Source organism: Microcystis aeruginosa NIES-4325, from assembly GCF_008974145.1.
Lineage (GTDB): Bacteria > Cyanobacteriota > Cyanobacteriia > Cyanobacteriales > Microcystaceae > Microcystis > Microcystis aeruginosa_G.
This window is the reverse complement of the sequence record NZ_BJKP01000002.1, coordinates 13,313-29,080: the sequence shown is the minus strand read 5'-3', so window position 1 is coordinate 29,080 and position 15,768 is coordinate 13,313. Positions and strand designations below refer to the sequence as shown.

Sequence of the window (15,768 nt, the reverse complement as noted above, 5' to 3'; positions counted from 1 at the left end):
TAAAAACTTAACCATTAGCAATAATTCAGGAAACAAGCCTCGCGAACATGATTGCATTTTTTTTCTCGGTATATAATTATCGGGGGAAGCCTGTTAAACTCTTAAAGTTCAAACATATAGCAAAGATCGGGGTGGTTAGGACAATCAATCGCTGAAACCCTTGACCAATAAGAGTTTGAAAATTGAAAGCGTCCTAAATAACCCATTTTTTGCTATATCACTCAAAGGAAAAACTATGTCCGCTATCATTATATCTTTCGCTAACTCCACCACTGGTGTTAATTTCGCTGTTGGTCAATTTGCAACAGTTGCCCAGTTCCTGAACACCTTTACTGATACCCCTATTTCCCTGCCGACAACAGCCACTGGTACCTATAATCTTACTTCCATTGGCGTTTTTGCTGGCGGCAATACGGCTTGGAGATTATTCAACGGAACTGGCAGTGATGTTAGCTCAACCCTTTCTCGCTACGGTGGAGGCTTTTCTAAAACCCTTGTTCTGCCAGCAAATACCAATACCTTTGTTAGATCTACGGCTACGGCTGGCGGCACTCATACACTAAAAATCAACCCCAACGGTCCTTCGTACACGAAAGCGGCAAATACGGTACCAATAAATCTGGGCATACCCACACCTGGTCAAACTACGATCGCACCACTCCCCGCCAACGTTCCCTATTTCATTACAGGTAGTGCTTTCAACGATACTCTAACCGGTGGCAGTGCAGCGGATACCATAATCGGTGGCCTAGGGGACGATAGCCTAAATGGTGGCCTAGGGGACGATAGCCTAATCGGTGGCGATGGCAACGATACCTTCAACGTCGCCGCTGGCACCGACACCATTTCCGATCTTGGAAACGGCACCGACATCCTGCTTGTCGCCGCTGGTGCCACGGCGAATGCCACGGCGGCAGCAGCCTGGACTGCCACTGGATCGACCAGCAACGCAGGCACTGCATCGGTCACGGCGAGCGGCTTTAACATCAACGTTGCTTCAGCGACTGGTACATCGGGATGGACGCTCACCAATAGCGGAAATGCCACTGCTGTCACCCTGACCGGCGGCGCTAACGCAGACACTCTCATTGGTGGTACTGGCAACGATACCCTAAATGGTAACGGTGGCGCCGATAGCCTAACTGGTGGTCTGGGGGACGATAGCCTAAACGGTGGCGCAGGTCTCGACACGGCAATATTTGGCGAAGCCGACAACACCGTCAACCTGGGTGCTGGCGGATCCCAGGACACTGGCGAGGGTACGGACACCCTCAGCAATATCGAAAACCTCTTTGGCGGCGCTGGCAACGACAACCTTACCGGGAATAATAGTGCGAACCTACTCGATGGCGGTACGGGCAATGACACCCTAAGTGGTGATAATGGAAACGATACCTTAATCGGTGGTGATGGAAACGACATCCTAAACGGTGGGCAGGGAGCCGATACCCTAATCGGTGGTGATGGCAACGATACCCTAGATGGTGGGCAGGGAACCGATAGCCTAATCGGTGGCGATGGCAATGATAGTCTAACCGGTGCCGGGCAAAACGATACCCTAATTGGCGGCGCGGGAACCGATACCCTAACCGGTTCTGGTAATAGTGATAGCTTTGTTTTCAACAATCCCAGCGAAGGCGTTGACACCATCACCGATTTTGCCACCAGTGGCGGAAATGCCGATTCTATCCTAGTTTCTGCCGCTGGTTTTGCTGGTGGACTGGTTGTTGGTACTTTGTTGGCTACACAATTCCGATCTGGTGCGGGAGTTACTAGCGCCAATAATGCAACGCAAAGATTCATCTACAATACCACTGATGGCGCTTTACGGTTTGACGTAGATGGTAATGGTGCTACTGCTGCGATTCAAATCGCAACTCTCAGTAACTTGGCATCTATCGCCAATACTAATATTGTCGTTATCTAATCTATCCCTGTCCCTCCACTCAGGTGGGTCTAGCAGTTGTGGATTTTTGGGCTAAAATTAGGCCACCAGAAATAATCTCTGCGGGTGTGTTAGCTAGGGCTAACACACCCTTATTATTTGGGAAGTGGGAAGTGGGAAGTGGGGGAGATTCAGCGGCTCTCTAACTCTTTGTGTGATCAGTTTAACTTACTATAGAAGCGATCGATCTTCGTGTCTTTTGTGTTTCTGTGGTTCCTTCCACTAATCTTAAGGATAGACGGTTAAAATCGGTCTGAGCTTGAGAGTCATTGGGATTAGTTTTGTGTAGTGATTAACTGACGGTGATAATCGCCCCATAACCTCGCTGCCTGTTGACTACTGCCGGAAGTGGGGGAATTATTATCATTACCCAACCAAATGCCCGTCACCCAGTCGCGACGGGGAAGATAACCGATAAACCAGAGGTCTACATAATTATCCGTAGTTCCCGTTTTACCCGCTTCTCCCATGCCAATACTGGCAGCGCCTCCTGTACCATTAGTTATCACCCCCCGCAATAGGCTATTCATCGTTTCGGCGGTTTTAGGGGAGATTACCTGCTGATTTCTCTCGCTATCTTCGCCATAGTCATAAATAACCCGACAGGTACTCAAATCCTCCACATTTTCACAGTCGGAAGCGTCGAGAATGCGTTTAATGGCGTGGGGACGATTCCAGCGCCCGCCATGGTCAAAAACCGCATAAGCGCCAGTCATTTCCAAGACATTTACCTCGCTTTGCCCTAAAATTAGCCCCGGTACGGGATTTAAAGGTGATTTCACCCCCAAACGTTCCGCCACATTGACCACATTACTTAATCCTGCCTCGCGAGCAATGCGAAGGGCGACGCTATTTTCTGATCGCGCTAAACCTTGAAACATATTGACCCCCCCGCTACTACGTTCACAGGGAGAATAAGCTTGTCCTTGCCAAGAGAGTCCAGCGCAGCTATAGGTTTTATAGGGGGATATTCCCTTTTCTAGGGCGGCAGCATAAGCAAATACCTTAAAAGTGGAACCGGGTTGACGTTTCGCTTGGATAGCGCGGTTAAATTGGCTTTTTTGATAATCAACTCCCCCGACTAAAGCGAGAATTTCCCCAGTTTGACTGTTTAGGGTGACTAAAGCACCTTGGGAGTAACGATAGCGGGGGCCTTGGTTTAAGACATTATTTTTTAAGCTTTTTTCTGCGATCGCCTGCATCTGGCGGTCTAAACTGGTTTCAACGATAAAATTGCCTTCTTTCGCCACTTCTTCCCCTAAAAGGTCCTGTAATTCCTCGAAAACGTAACTATAAAAATATGGTGCAATCGTACTAGATAGGGATTTTTTGGCTTGGGGACTGATTTCAATGCGGGATCTGCGGGCGCTGGCGGCCGCTTCTGGGGAAATCATGCCTAATTGGGCCATGCGATCGATGACACGATTGCGTAATTGCACGGAAGTGTCGTAATCTTGAATGGGATTAAATAGATTCGGGGCGGGTAACATAGCCACAAGGGTGGCAGCCTCGGAGATATCTAAATCTCTAGCGGATTTATCGAAATAAAAGCGGGCCGCATCTTCAAAACCGTAACCGCCCAGACCGAGATAAACTCGATTGAGATAGGTTTTGAGGATTGTATCCTTACTATAGACCGCTTCTAATTGTAAAGCGACAACCATCTCCCGGAGTTTGCGATCGGCAGTATTTTGGCGACCGACTTCGGGGAATAAACTACGGGCCAACTGTTGAGTTAGGGTGCTGGCCCCTTGACGAATGCCCCGACCTTGCCAATTAATCATAACAGCCCGGACAATCCCCAACGGATCAACGCCAAAATGCCAGTAAAAACGACTATCTTCGGAAGCGACGACCGCCTTGGGCAAATAGGGAGAAAAATCGCCCAGATTATCTAATTCTTGGTGAGTTTCCTGTCGAATGGGATTGAGGGGAGTTTGACCATCCCTAGCATAGACGACCACCGGACCGCTTACCCCGGAAGGGAGTGGATAAACACTAACTTTGCGACTTTCCCAGATAACCGCTAAAACTAATAAACCGAAAATACCACCCGCACCGTAGAAACCATAGCGCAAAAGTCGCGCCCACAGAGGAGGGGGACAGTAATAGGAGATGGTGACACAATTGGCTAAGTCTGGGGGGGCTAGGGTAAAGGTATCACCATGACGCAGGGAAACGCTTTTCAGACGACGTTTACCTATATAAACCCCGTTAGTGGAGTTTTCATCTGTGAGCAGGAAATTATGGGGATTTTTTGGGTCACGCTGTAGTGAACAATGAATCTGACTAACCACGGTATTACGGATAGTAATATCACAGGAACTGGAACTGCGGCCTAACAAATAGCGATCGCCAATGAGGGGATATTTGCTTTCCCCACTGCCATTCTCGTTTTTAATGCGTAATTCGGGAACCCTTGCCCCTTTTTTGAGATTTACCGCCTGAAAATTCACCTTTCCTTGCAATTTCTGCACGGCAACGGTGACAAGTTGACTAATTTGGGTTTTCGGCGACTGGTTAGACATAGTTTTTATCAGTTATCAGCTTCTGAAGGCAATAGGGGAAGTGGGGAAGTGGGGAATTTCAACTAACACCCTAACACCCTAAAACCCCAACACCCCAATTCATAGCCAATATGCCTAAATTGCCATTTTAGCCTCTAAAGCTTTGAGGTATTCCGTATTGACTCCCGACTCGCGAATCAGAGCGATTTTACCGGTACGCGCCACCTCGCGAACGCCAAATTTATTTAGCATTTGCATAATCGCCACCATTTTACCTGGATCCCCCACCACTTCGATGGTCAGGGTTTCCTCGGAAATATCCACAATCCGCGCTCGGAATACCTGCGCTAATTCGATCACTTCCGCTCGGCGATCGGCGGTAGCATTAACTTTAATCAGCATTAATTCCCTTTCCACGCAAGGGGTTTGGGTGATATCCTGTACCTTGAGGACGTTAATTAGTTTGTAAAGTTGTTTGGTTAACTGTTCGATGCTGTCCTCGTCCCCGGGTACTACCATCGTAATCCGAGAAACGCCCATTTGTTCGGCCGGACCCACGGCTAGACTTTCAATATTAAAGCCCCGACGGGCAAACAATCCAGCAATACGGGTTAAGACTCCTGCTTCATCTTCAACTAATACGGATAATGTGTGTTTCATGGCGCTCTGTCTGCACAACCTAGATTTCCCCATTGTAAGACAGGAAGCAAGGCCACAACAGTTTGTCTTCTCGGAGGGATTTGGGCAGGAAGGAACCTCTACTCTATCCTAGCCCTGAGCTACGTCGAAGGGCTAGTTAAATCCACTCTTCCTCATCCCCTTTGTTTACCTCCCGATCTTGGTTTTGATCCTGGGTAGGTGGCGTAATAATCCGATAATTGACATCGTAAACTTGATCGACTTTTTCCCCGCGAGTCTGTTTGGCTGTGCGGTAACTATAGGAATAAACCGTGCCAGTTTTAGAACTGTCACTTGGAGGCTTGACAAAATCAACTTTTTCCTCATCGGCCACCCTAGGCGTGAATTCTTGCCGATCCTGAATGGTCGTCGGTTTTTCGGCTTGCCCTGAGCTACGTTGAAGGGGGGGTGTATCAAAATTCCAATCATCACCGCTATCTCTTTCCCAATCGTTACCCGGTGGAGACGCAGCAGAATCCTGAATATAGGTGGGTCGGGGAGATGGGGGTGGAACTCTAGGATTATTGGCTATCGGAGGGGAAGTTTTTGGGGCAGCCAAAGGACGACCAAAACTATAGAGAAATTGCAGGGTTAAACCACTGATAATTCCCACTAGGGTGAAAAGTAACACCCAGACAGCTAGGGGCAGTTTTACTGTCATAATACCGCCAAAAAAGACCAAAGTGATCACCCCCAGATTCTGCCAGATCAGTAATCCGCCCACAGCGATCGCAAATAAGACCATAATCCAGCCCATTTTTACCTCCCTTGACTCAGTGATCAGTAAACAGTGATCAGTAAACAGTGATCAGTAAACAGTGATCAGTAAACAGTAAACAGGTATAAAGATAAAGATAACTAACTAACTAATTAACTTAAAACTTACATCTGATAACTGATAACTTACCCACTGATAACTTACCCACTGATAACTGATAACTTACCCACTGATAACTGATAACTTACCCACTGATAACTGATAACTTACCCACTGATAACTGATAACTGATAACTGATAACTGTTAATGTCCTTGCCAGCGATTAATTGTCACACAATCGATATCTAACTGATCGAGAGTACGAGCGATGACAAAATCGACCAAATCCTCGATCGATTGGGGATGGTGATACCATGCCGGTATTGCTGGCACAATTCTAACGCCTGCCTCGGACAAAGTAGTTAAATTACGCAGATGAATTAAACTAAAAGGGGTTTCTCGAGGTACTACAACCAATTTTCTGCCCTCCTTGATCTGCACATCGGCCGCCCTTTCTAGCAAATCGGAACTTAATCCCCCCGCTAATTTGGCCACTGTACTCATGCTACAGGGAATAATTATCATACCAAGGGTGCGATAGGAACCACTGGCGATCGTTGCCCCCACATCACCCCAACGATGACAGCGTAATTTTCCCTTTTCGATCACCCCGCATTGGCTGCGCCAAAATTGTTCTTGCAGCTCTGGTTCTGGAGGCATACGCGTTTTATCTTCCGCTTGCCAGACAGTGTAAGCTGATTTGGAGGCCACTAGATCGATCGTGTAGTCGGCTAAAAGTAGATATTTGAGGGTGCGGACGGCATAAATCAGCCCTGATGCCCCCGTAACGCCCAAAATTAGCGGTTTAGATAATTCCTTCAATCTCTAATTCCTCGATCAATTGTAATCCTCTTGGGTCGCCTACTTTTAATAAAGCACCTCTGGCATCTTCCTTGACACCTAAATCCTCATCTTCCACCAAGGCCTCGATCAAAGCATCGATCGACGTGGCATAAATCACATTTAAGGGCAATTCTCGGCATAATTGACCGATCGACCAAGCACAATTACTCCGCACCGCTGCGATTAAATCCCGGCGCAATCCTTCAATTAAAGGCGGCAACACGGTGATGATATCTTCATAATTGACCTTGGCAATCTGGGCCAAACTACTAGCAGCCCATAATCGCACCGCCGAAATATCAGTTTTGAGGGCATGAACCAAAGGCTCGATCGCTCTGCGATCGCCACAGTTACCTAGGGCCCAAACTACCCCTTTTCTGACGTAACCATTCCAATCTCTGGCCAGTAAATCGATTAAGGGTTCCGCAGAGTTAAGACTGGGATTTCTGCCCAAAGCGTAGGCGACACTGACACGCACTAGGGGACAGACATCGTTTAACATCTCTAGTAAAGGAGCGATCGCTCTTTCGTCACGCAATTCACAAAAGGCGCGGGCGGCGATCATTCTCTCGCTGACATGAGCAGAAGTAAGCAATGACAGCATTTCCTCTGGATCGGGGGGGATTTCCGCTGCTTGATCTGGATCGCTCCCATCGAGAGGATTATTTAAGGAGTTGCTGGAGTCTAGGATTTCATTGTCGTACATACTTGTTAGATTATCTCAATCCCTGACCGCTTACGTCAAGTTAAAAATCAAAGGCGTTGCTGATTTGAGGTCTGAATCTTCTTTGGTGGAATTTCTTCAAACCTAGACCCCAACTAACTTTTACCCTGGAACTTGCACAGTTGGCATTCATACCTTGATTCAGCAGCGCCGCCCTATAGAGTTACTTTACTTTGTCAAAGCAAAAAACCTAAAAACTAATTCTTGATCATATAATTCATTAAGTTTGACACTACTTAATTGAGTAAGAGATCTGAAAACTTCGCTTTTACTAAAAGTTAGTAAAAGCTCGTTAAGTCTAGGATTAACCCCTCGACAAATTGCATTTCTTATCTCCTGTGGAGTTAATTTTGAACCTCCAGAGTTGAGTCTTTTGAACAACTCATACTTCATGGAAGTAATACTTTCTCCTCTCAGAATTTCAACTCTACAAACAGCCCTTTTCAAGTTTATTTTTAGATTTGGTGGAAGATTATCAACATTAAAGCCTTGCAAGCTTGTGACCAATCCTCCTTCTTGCAAAGTCCATTTATTTGTAGTTTTTATCCCTCCAGTTTCTTCCCCGCTTTTCTCATCAATTTCTTCTTCTTCTTCGACTCCTGATCTGTCTAGAACTTCTTGATAGTCAATTGTCCATCCACTACCTTTTAGTTCACCAAAAAAACTTATGAAAGTAGAAACACGTTGCAATCCATCGACTAATTCCCATACACCATTTTTATCCTCGTCCACAAATATTGGAGGAATTGGAATCGAGAGTAGAATTGATTCTATAAGTGGAGTTTTTTGTGCTTCTGACCATCGGAATAATCTCTGATACTCTGGTCTAATTATTAATTGATTATTTTTGTATAGGTTGATCAACTCCCCAAAAGAAATGTCAAGCCTATCAGACGACAGCCTTTTTCTCTCATCTGAGACTGCTTTTTCGAGTAAGGCTACTTTTTCTGCAAGGTTTTCCATATTACTCAGGCTTAGTATGCTTTTCCAAGTATAACGAGCTAACAATGAAATTGATGACGACTCTGTGAAAGAGAGAACTCAGTTTTTGGCAGTCTAACTATTAATCATATCGCTCCCTGCTGTCTCGCACCCTCCTCTGTCCTACTATCCCACTTCCATCAGTTAAACACCCCCTCAATTTGGGCATAATTACCGCATTTCTACAGCCAAACGTCTATTGGTCTGTCAATCTTGAAATTGTGGATAGGGGAATCAGGCAAAATTATCGGATCCCAATCCCTCAAAATAACCTTGACAGACCAATAGAATCGCCCTTAATTTTTGTCAATTGTCGGTCCCTAACTATATTCTTCTCCGACACTGAGATTAAAGAGCATTTGCAGGGATTGTAAACAGCGCTTACGCGCTTCGATATCCTGTTGGGCGCGTAGTTGTACCATGGGTTCGTGAAGGATTTTATTGACGATACCGCGGGTCATTGCTTCGATAACTTCTTGGTGTTTTTCGGCGAATTCCGTCCCCAGACGGGAGAGGGCTTTTTCTAATTCCTGTTCGCGAATATCTTCAATTTTGCTTCTTAAACAGCTAATTGTCGGTACAGTGTCCAAAGAACGCCACCAAAGCTCGAAAGCTTCCACTTCCTGCTCTAGGAGTGCCTCTGCTTCCCTAGCCATCTGACGGCGACTTTCCTGATTGGCGGCAACCACCGCTTTAAGATCATCGACGTTAAAAGCTTGCACTTGTGCCAATTCCTTCACGTCGGTGTGGACGTTGCGGGGAACGGAAATATCGATTAACATCAGCGAGTTAGCAGTAATCGTCACTTCTGTCAATAAATTTTTAGTTAAAATCGGTTCCGTGGCTCCGGTACTGGTAAAGACGATATCCGATGCCGCTACGATGGCCATCATCTCTTCTAAGCCATATAGTTGCAGCGGTAGGTTAGGAAATTCACGGGCCAACTCCTGGGCCCGTCTTTGGGAGCGATTGATGATCGCAATTTGCTGAGAACCCTTAGCCAGAAGGTGAGTAACTAATAATCGGGACATTTTCCCTGCCCCGATAATAGCGATTTTCTTGCTGCTGAGGTCTGTCACCTTAGCATGGGCTAACTCCACCGCCGCCGAACTGATCGATACGGCTCCCGTGCCGATGCTGGTTTCCGTGCGGACGCGCTTACCGGCAGTCATCGCTTGTTTAAACAGGCGATCGAGTAACTGGCTAATAGTATTGTACTTCTGAGCTAATTTATGGGTATTTTTAACTTGAGCGAGAATTTGCCCTTCACCGAGGACAAGACTTTCTAAACCGGCCGACACCCGCAGCAGATGACGGACAGCATCCTGATGCAGTAGGGTAAACAGATAACGACGCAGGACATTAAGGGGAATATGCCCGATTTCAGCGAGAAACTGGGTAATTTCCACCACACCCTTTTCCGTATCCGTAACCACGGCGTAGATCTCCAAACGGTTACAGGTGCTGATGATAGCCACCTCTTGGATGTGGGGATAACCCTTGAGGTGGGTAAGAGCGGACTCGATTTTCGCTTCCGGAATACTCAATTTTTCGCGAATTTCCACAGGGGCTGTCTTGTGACTCAAGCCCACTACAGCAATATTCATTTATGTTCTCCTACAAATGTTGCTCAGGCTACAAAAATTATTGATAAAGATCAGTGCGTTATGTCTCTAATTGTTGCAATTTAGTCCCAATCGGGATGCAAATAAAAGATGTTTGAAAAAAAACTTTATATATTTTTACCAATGGGGGCGAGGTGAGCCATGCCCACCCCACCCGGTCAGAGAATTATCTCAGTTGAATGTATTTGGGTTGGTCGAACAGGTGAACGGTATCGACAAAGCGAGCGGTTTTCGATTGGGTGGAGATAACCAAGCTTTGGGTACGAGCACCACCATGGAAGAAGCGTACCCCTTCCATCAGGGTGCCGGGGGTGATACCACAGGCGGCAAAGAGAACGGTTTGGCCACTGGCTAATTCTTCGCAACCGTAAACGCGATCGGGATCAGTGATGCCCATTTCTTGCAGACGAGCGATATTACCCTCGCGGCTTTCGCCGATTAAACCGGTTTTGACCACTTCCGGATCATAGATTAATTGTCCCTGGAAGTGACCCCCCAGACAACGCATAGCCGCCGCCGAGATTACCCCTTCTGGAGCAGCACCGATACCCATGAGAGCATGAATATTAGTTCCCGAAAAAGCGCAGGAAATAGCGGCCGATACGTCACCATCGCTGATCAGACGAACTCTGGCCCCAGCGTTGCGGATTTCTTGGATTAATTCCTTGTGACGGGGACGATCCATAACTACTACTACCAGTTCTTCGATCGAACGATTGAGACAATCGGAAAGAACTTTCAGGTTTTCCGTCGCCGATTTATTAATATCCACATGACCTTTAGCTGCTGGGGGAGCCGCTAATTTTTTCATATAAAAGTCAGGAGCGGCGAATAATCCGCCTTTTTCGGAGATCGCTAACACGGCCATAGAACCATTTTGACCGTAGGCGACCAAGTTAGTGCCTTCGCAGGGATCGACGGCGATATCGATTTCGACTAATTCGTCGGGATTACAATATTGTTTGGCATCAACTTGGGTACAGATACCCACTTCTTCGCCAATATAGAGCATGGGAGCTTCGTCTCTTTCCCCTTCTCCAATAACTATGCGACCGCGCATATGGATTTTATTCATCCGTTCGCGCATCGCTTCCACCGCGACGTGATCGGCGGTATTTTTTTCACCTTTACCCATCCACTTCGAGGAGGCAATGGCAGCCTGTTCGACCACTTCGATAATTTCTAACCCTAGCGTACTTTCCACTCGATGATCCTCCCTACAACTGAATCTATGATTTATCTAGTGAGTTTGTTTCCTTAACAGTCAAAAGTCTATCACCAGACGGGGATCATTCTTAAATTTTTATGCAGATCCTCTCGATAAGACTGGCATGGCTAGGGAGTTTGGGGGACTATTATCGCCTAATTTTGGCGATTGGGACTTTTATCGCTGATTTTGTCGTTAATATAGCCCCTGTTATCGTTTTGGTTGGGATCGTTAAAGATAATATTTTCTCTGCCACTGGCGATCGCATGAGGGGATGTTCTTACCCCTGTTGTTATTGCTAGACAATGGCAGCAGGAATATTTCCCTCAATCCATTGAGCTATCGCTGGGAAATAATAGTCTTATCCAGCGACAATACGTTTAAATTCTGTGGGGTAGGAAAAGCGCAGGATTCTCCCATTTGTATCGCCTTTTCTCCTGAAAGATTTCAAGTTTGCCATCACTTCAAGAGTTGCACCTTATCTGAGATTATTTTTGATAACCACAAACCAAGGTCTGAAATCAGGTTTGGTGACTTTGATGTGTCCCTGAGCGTCTAGAGAAACAATCGTTTTTGCCACACTATAGCAAAAAATGGGTTATTTAGGACGCTTTCAATTTTCAAACTCTTATCGGTCAAGGGTTTCAGCGATTGATTGTCCTAACCACCCCGATCTTTGCTATATCTCCTACATTCGGCTCTTCTGGTTTCTGTGTGGAAACGAGGTCTATACTGATAGTTTATTTAAAAAAATAGTCCTAAAAGTGTTTTCCAGTAAACATTTCACGATTTCATAAGCAAAAATTATCACACAAAGTCGAGAAGAGCCTACATTCCCACCGATGACTTCTAATTGATTGTTATTTTTGGCAACCACAATATCACAATGAGATTCAAAATCTCCTTTATCAATAATCTGTGGATAGGTTAAACCCGCATTTTTTCCTCGCGGCGCACAGATTAGATCGCCAACAGATGGACGAATCCAATCGGCTCTTCTCGACTTTGTGTGATAATTTTTGCTTATAGAATCGTGAAATGTTTACTGGGAAAGACTTTTAGGACTATTTTGCTAAAGAAACTATCAGTATAGACCCCGTTTCCACACAGAAACCAGAAGAGCCTCCAATCAATGGGATAGCCTCGAAAAGAAGCATGAGGATTGTCCCGATTTCTGACAGCATCAACGATGTAAGTAGCGTGACGGACACTATATTTAAACTGATCACCTGCCCCTGATTGTTCCATAATAAAAGAAATAAAAGCGGCTGACCAAGGATGATTATCCCAACCGCCTCGGGTTTTATCTGCTATTTTAGGTAATCTACAAAAGTCACCTCTAGGGGGTGTTTGTACACTGCGCCAGTAACGATTAACTATGTTACATTGAGCATATTCTAGAGGTCTTTCAGCTGTTCCTGTATCTCTGCGTATTTCAGTATCTGCTTTAGCTCTGACAACAATGGGTGGATTATGAAAATTTTGCCATTCTTTAACAGCGTTTTCAGCCACTTTTTCTTGAAAGTTCTGAGCTTTGGTTGCCACAGGAATGACTAAAAAGCTAATAGTTAATAATCCACCAGCAATTAGAGTATTGAACAGTTTCATAACTCCCTCCTTTCCCTTATTTGAGAGATAGAAAAAAAGATAATTAAAACAATGAACAAAGATTCAATTGATCAACAATCTTCTGAACCTCCTGTAACATAGCATCAGCTTCAGGACGAATTTCCGCTTCTAGGCGGTTAATTGGCCCCCAATGTTTTCGGAGATTTCTTAAGCCAATAGCAGCAAATTCGGCGGCAAAAGCCGGACAAGCTTTCGACAAGCGTTGAAATTCTTTTCCTTTCCCTTCTCCATAGTTTTCCCAGTCTTGAGGAGGACAAGTAACCCCTTCCTTAAAGATTTCGATAAACCCTGATGAATTGGCTAAATACTGCTCGAATAACTGTGGTAATAATGGACTAGCACTGCGGGCATTATAGCTTGTTTGAAATAATCCAGCTTCCGCCGTTTCAGCACTGGTATTGCTGGCTGAACGATCACGTCCTTCACAGTATTTTCCAGAACTTTCCCGCATTCCTAAACCTATCAGCAAGACAAATAAATGTCTGAGGGTATCAACCCCTGCCACGCTATTATTCATCCCTAAATCACGGAATTTCTGAGCGTAGTGTGCTAAGGCATCTTTATCGGAGTTTCCTGTATTAGCTTTCGCCATTTCTTTGGCAAAGGGATTACCTGCTTTCAGCTGGCAATAAACCTTAGTGTAGATAACTGCCATGCCTTTAATGTAACCTTTGGGGGCAACTCCTCGATCGAGCCAGTGATAACGGGCTATTTGGGAATTAGCGGCAATCTGGATAATTTTATCAAGTCCATCCGTGGCGGAAACAACATTAATATAGATACTGGTTTCTGCCTTTTTTTGATTTCCTTGATCAAAACCGATGGCGGTAATTTTGCGCCCACCGATATTGGTAAATCCTGAATAAGTAATCGACCAAGAACCATCCGCTTTAACCTGACCACTGCCCAGGGGATATTTTTCGTCTGCTTTGAGTTCTACAGTGACCATTTCAGTGGGGACTTTGCCTGTAAAAGTAACAGGTTTTAGACATTCAAATCGAGCATGATTGGTAGGATTGATAATTTGTAAGGAAGTCATGGCATTTCTCCTATGGGATTGTTGAAAAATTTACTGTTAGACGAATTGATCGCCCAATGAAGGATTAAAAGCGATCGCTTCCAGATCGGTACGATAGATACCAACTTTATGAATTTCCTCTGGTAATCTTGGCCAGATGTGGATTTCACTCTCAAAAGTGCGCCAAAATTGCGGGGTAATTCGGAAGACTCGGTTATTAACAAGGGGAAGTCCTGTAAAATGTTCCTGCATTCTGGCATTAACGTGCCGATTTAAGACCTCAAAGACTTTTTTGACCGTAGCAGGATTATCATATCCGTCGTAATGATTGAAAGTGATTCCTGTTTGATTTTTTAGCTGATTACAGAAGCTTTTAGGTTCTTCGAGTCTTTGAACTTCTTTATAGCCATTAGCAAAAACATCATGAGCAATGGCTTCTAAATAAAGTTGTCTTTGAGCGGCGGGATTTTTAGCGTAGAAAAGAATTTTTGCCACCGCCAAAGTTGAGCCAACACAATTGCCAAATGTTCCCCAACTACCGAAGGCTAATAAATCATCATAAGGTAACACAGAAGTGGCATTCCAAGCTCCATTAAAAAGTCGGCCATCAATGATAACTAATTTAGCGCGCTGCTCGGAAGAATAGTTCTTGTATTTAGCCAGAAATTGCTCATCTAATTGGGCTTGTTTCTGGTCGTCTTTCTGATAATCATTAATACTACCATTTTGACGACGAGTTAGGATAGCGACCTCGAAATCCCAGCCAGTTTCTGATTCTTCTAACCCAACTGCTTGTAATTTTTCGGTCACAAGTTCTCTCGGTGGTCGTCTCCCGTCGTACCACATTTCAGTCTCCTTATTAGAGATGCGAACACGCACTTTAGTTTTAGGAAGAGTTTGAGCAATTCCCATTGCTACTAATTCATCTGCTCCCCAAGTAATTGGCTGTTTGAGAGCCGAGAGATTATACTTATCCAAAAGCTTGTCTAATCTCGTTTGCATTGTTTCTCGCACATCTTTGGATGAATGTTTTTGAGAATCTCCCATCGCACAAACGACAGCTGAGATTTTTCGATTTATCGACTGTAATAGACGGATAGATTGTTCGAGTCTCCATAACTCTTTGTCGTGTCTTTCTTTTGCCCAATCCGGATAAGGAGTTGGATCCGGTTGAGGAGGACCGACACCAACAAAAGATTGGACGATGACCGCTTTTTCAAATTGAGAAATAGTGGGGAGATAATCTTCGGGATATTGTAGCAATCGTTCTGCAATAATGAACGCTGTATCCTTGACCCGAAGCAGTGTAATCAGTTGTCTGACTAAAGAATCTGTTTGTCTTCTTGGACTAAGAACGTACACAGGACAAATTCTTTCTGAACGGTTGTCTTGTCCATTAGGGGGAATCCCCACTCCATCTCCATCTTGTTCTGTTGGTCGATGATACACCTTAAATTGAGAGTGCTTAATATCTTGCAATATCTTGGCCACAGGGTCATTACTTTTAATTTCGACATGGGGCATATAAGCGAACCATTTCGTCATCTGATTAACAGGAGTTGTTAATTCTAATTCCCAGTGATTATTGTTCGCAGATTTGTAATTATTAATCTCAATTTTATCTCCTGCTGTCAAGGAAAATTTTTGAGTAAGATCAGTAATCTGACTGCTATCTAGGGTAGATTGTTTGATAACAGTATTGACTAGAGCTTTCAGTTTTTGGGTAGTCATCATTGATTCTCCTTTTTTTCAATATCAGAGGATTATCTAAGTCTCAAAACTAGCAAAATTTG

General features: G+C 44.9%; 13 protein-coding genes. 1 reads left to right on the top strand and 12 read right to left on the bottom strand.

From position 1 onward, the window contains the following. The first annotated feature begins 160 nt into the window (after positions 1-160). Positions 161-1,927 (top strand): calcium-binding protein, encoded by a 1,767-nt coding sequence (locus MiAbW_RS01290; protein WP_238707168.1) that lies wholly within the window; start codon positions 161-163, stop codon positions 1,925-1,927. 293 nt (positions 1,928-2,220) lie between these two features. Here the strand turns inward: MiAbW_RS01290 and MiAbW_RS01285 are convergent, their stop codons facing one another. The 12 genes from MiAbW_RS01285 to MiAbW_RS01225 form a co-directional block, all read right to left on the bottom strand. Beyond that, positions 2,221-4,473, bottom strand: a complete 2,253-nt coding sequence (locus MiAbW_RS01285) for a PBP1A family penicillin-binding protein (RefSeq protein WP_151694591.1) — start codon at positions 4,471-4,473, stop codon at positions 2,221-2,223. Between the two features lie 114 nt (positions 4,474-4,587). Continuing rightward, positions 4,588-5,112, bottom strand: a complete 525-nt coding sequence (gene ilvN, locus MiAbW_RS01280; RefSeq protein WP_045360298.1) for an acetolactate synthase small subunit — start codon at positions 5,110-5,112, stop codon at positions 4,588-4,590. A gap of 136 nt (positions 5,113-5,248) precedes the next feature. Continuing rightward, the gene (locus MiAbW_RS01275) at positions 5,249-5,887 is read right to left on the bottom strand and encodes a hypothetical protein (protein WP_151694590.1); all 639 of its coding nucleotides are present in this window, start codon (positions 5,885-5,887) and stop codon (positions 5,249-5,251) included. 265 nt (positions 5,888-6,152) lie between these two features. Further along, positions 6,153-6,770: a flavin prenyltransferase UbiX gene (locus tag MiAbW_RS01270; RefSeq protein ID WP_151694589.1), complete on the bottom strand. Its 618-nt coding sequence runs from the start codon at positions 6,768-6,770 to the stop codon at positions 6,153-6,155. Then, positions 6,754-7,497: a HEAT repeat domain-containing protein gene (locus tag MiAbW_RS01265; RefSeq protein ID WP_151694588.1), complete on the bottom strand. Its 744-nt coding sequence runs from the start codon at positions 7,495-7,497 to the stop codon at positions 6,754-6,756. The genes MiAbW_RS01270 and MiAbW_RS01265 overlap by 17 nt, the downstream gene beginning before the upstream one ends. 186 nt (positions 7,498-7,683) lie before the next feature. Then, positions 7,684-8,523, bottom strand: coding sequence for a DUF262 domain-containing protein (locus MiAbW_RS01260; protein WP_238707167.1), 840 nt, complete (start codon positions 8,521-8,523; stop codon positions 7,684-7,686). Positions 8,524-8,816: 293 nt separating this feature from the next. Beyond that, a complete protein-coding gene (locus MiAbW_RS01255) occupies positions 8,817-10,103 on the bottom strand; it encodes a glutamyl-tRNA reductase (RefSeq protein WP_151694587.1) in 1,287 nt (428 codons plus the stop codon). 184 nt (positions 10,104-10,287) lie between these two features. Continuing rightward, positions 10,288-11,325, bottom strand: a complete 1,038-nt coding sequence (gene glpX / locus MiAbW_RS01250; RefSeq protein WP_108937198.1) for a class II fructose-bisphosphatase — start codon at positions 11,323-11,325, stop codon at positions 10,288-10,290. A 730-nt stretch (positions 11,326-12,055) separates the two neighbouring features. Beyond that, on the bottom strand, positions 12,056-12,289 hold the full coding sequence (locus tag MiAbW_RS19850; RefSeq protein ID WP_238707173.1) for a DUF2272 domain-containing protein: 234 nt from the start codon (positions 12,287-12,289) through the stop codon (positions 12,056-12,058). 62 nt (positions 12,290-12,351) lie between these two features. Continuing rightward, the gene (locus MiAbW_RS01235) at positions 12,352-12,936 is read right to left on the bottom strand and encodes a DUF2272 domain-containing protein (RefSeq protein WP_238707166.1); all 585 of its coding nucleotides are present in this window, start codon (positions 12,934-12,936) and stop codon (positions 12,352-12,354) included. 43 nt (positions 12,937-12,979) lie between these two features. Next, a complete protein-coding gene (locus MiAbW_RS01230) occupies positions 12,980-13,996 on the bottom strand; it encodes a hypothetical protein (protein WP_151694586.1) in 1,017 nt (338 codons plus the stop codon). A gap of 36 nt (positions 13,997-14,032) precedes the next feature. Beyond that, on the bottom strand, positions 14,033-15,706 hold the full coding sequence (locus tag MiAbW_RS01225) for a DUF4127 family protein (protein ID WP_238707165.1): 1,674 nt from the start codon (positions 15,704-15,706) through the stop codon (positions 14,033-14,035). Between the last annotated feature and the right edge of the window lie 62 nt (positions 15,707-15,768).

Bases quoted from the DNA above. Each gene is read 5' to 3' on its own strand.
- MiAbW_RS01225 (WP_238707165.1), bottom strand. From the start codon at position 15,706: ATGACTACCCAAAAACTGAAAGCTCTAGTCAATACTGTTATCAAACAA.
- MiAbW_RS01275 (WP_151694590.1), bottom strand. From the start codon at position 5,887: ATGGGCTGGATTATGGTCTTATTTGCGATCGCTGTGGGCGGATTACTG.
- MiAbW_RS01235 (WP_238707166.1), bottom strand. From the start codon at position 12,936: ATGAAACTGTTCAATACTCTAATTGCTGGTGGATTATTAACTATTAGC.
- MiAbW_RS01255 (WP_151694587.1), bottom strand. From the start codon at position 10,103: ATGAATATTGCTGTAGTGGGCTTGAGTCACAAGACAGCCCCTGTGGAA.
- MiAbW_RS01265 (WP_151694588.1), bottom strand. From the start codon at position 7,497: ATGTACGACAATGAAATCCTAGACTCCAGCAACTCCTTAAATAATCCT.
- MiAbW_RS01230 (WP_151694586.1), bottom strand. From the start codon at position 13,996: ATGACTTCCTTACAAATTATCAATCCTACCAATCATGCTCGATTTGAA.
- ilvN (WP_045360298.1), bottom strand. From the start codon at position 5,112: ATGAAACACACATTATCCGTATTAGTTGAAGATGAAGCAGGAGTCTTA.
- MiAbW_RS01285 (WP_151694591.1), bottom strand. From the start codon at position 4,473: ATGTCTAACCAGTCGCCGAAAACCCAAATTAGTCAACTTGTCACCGTT.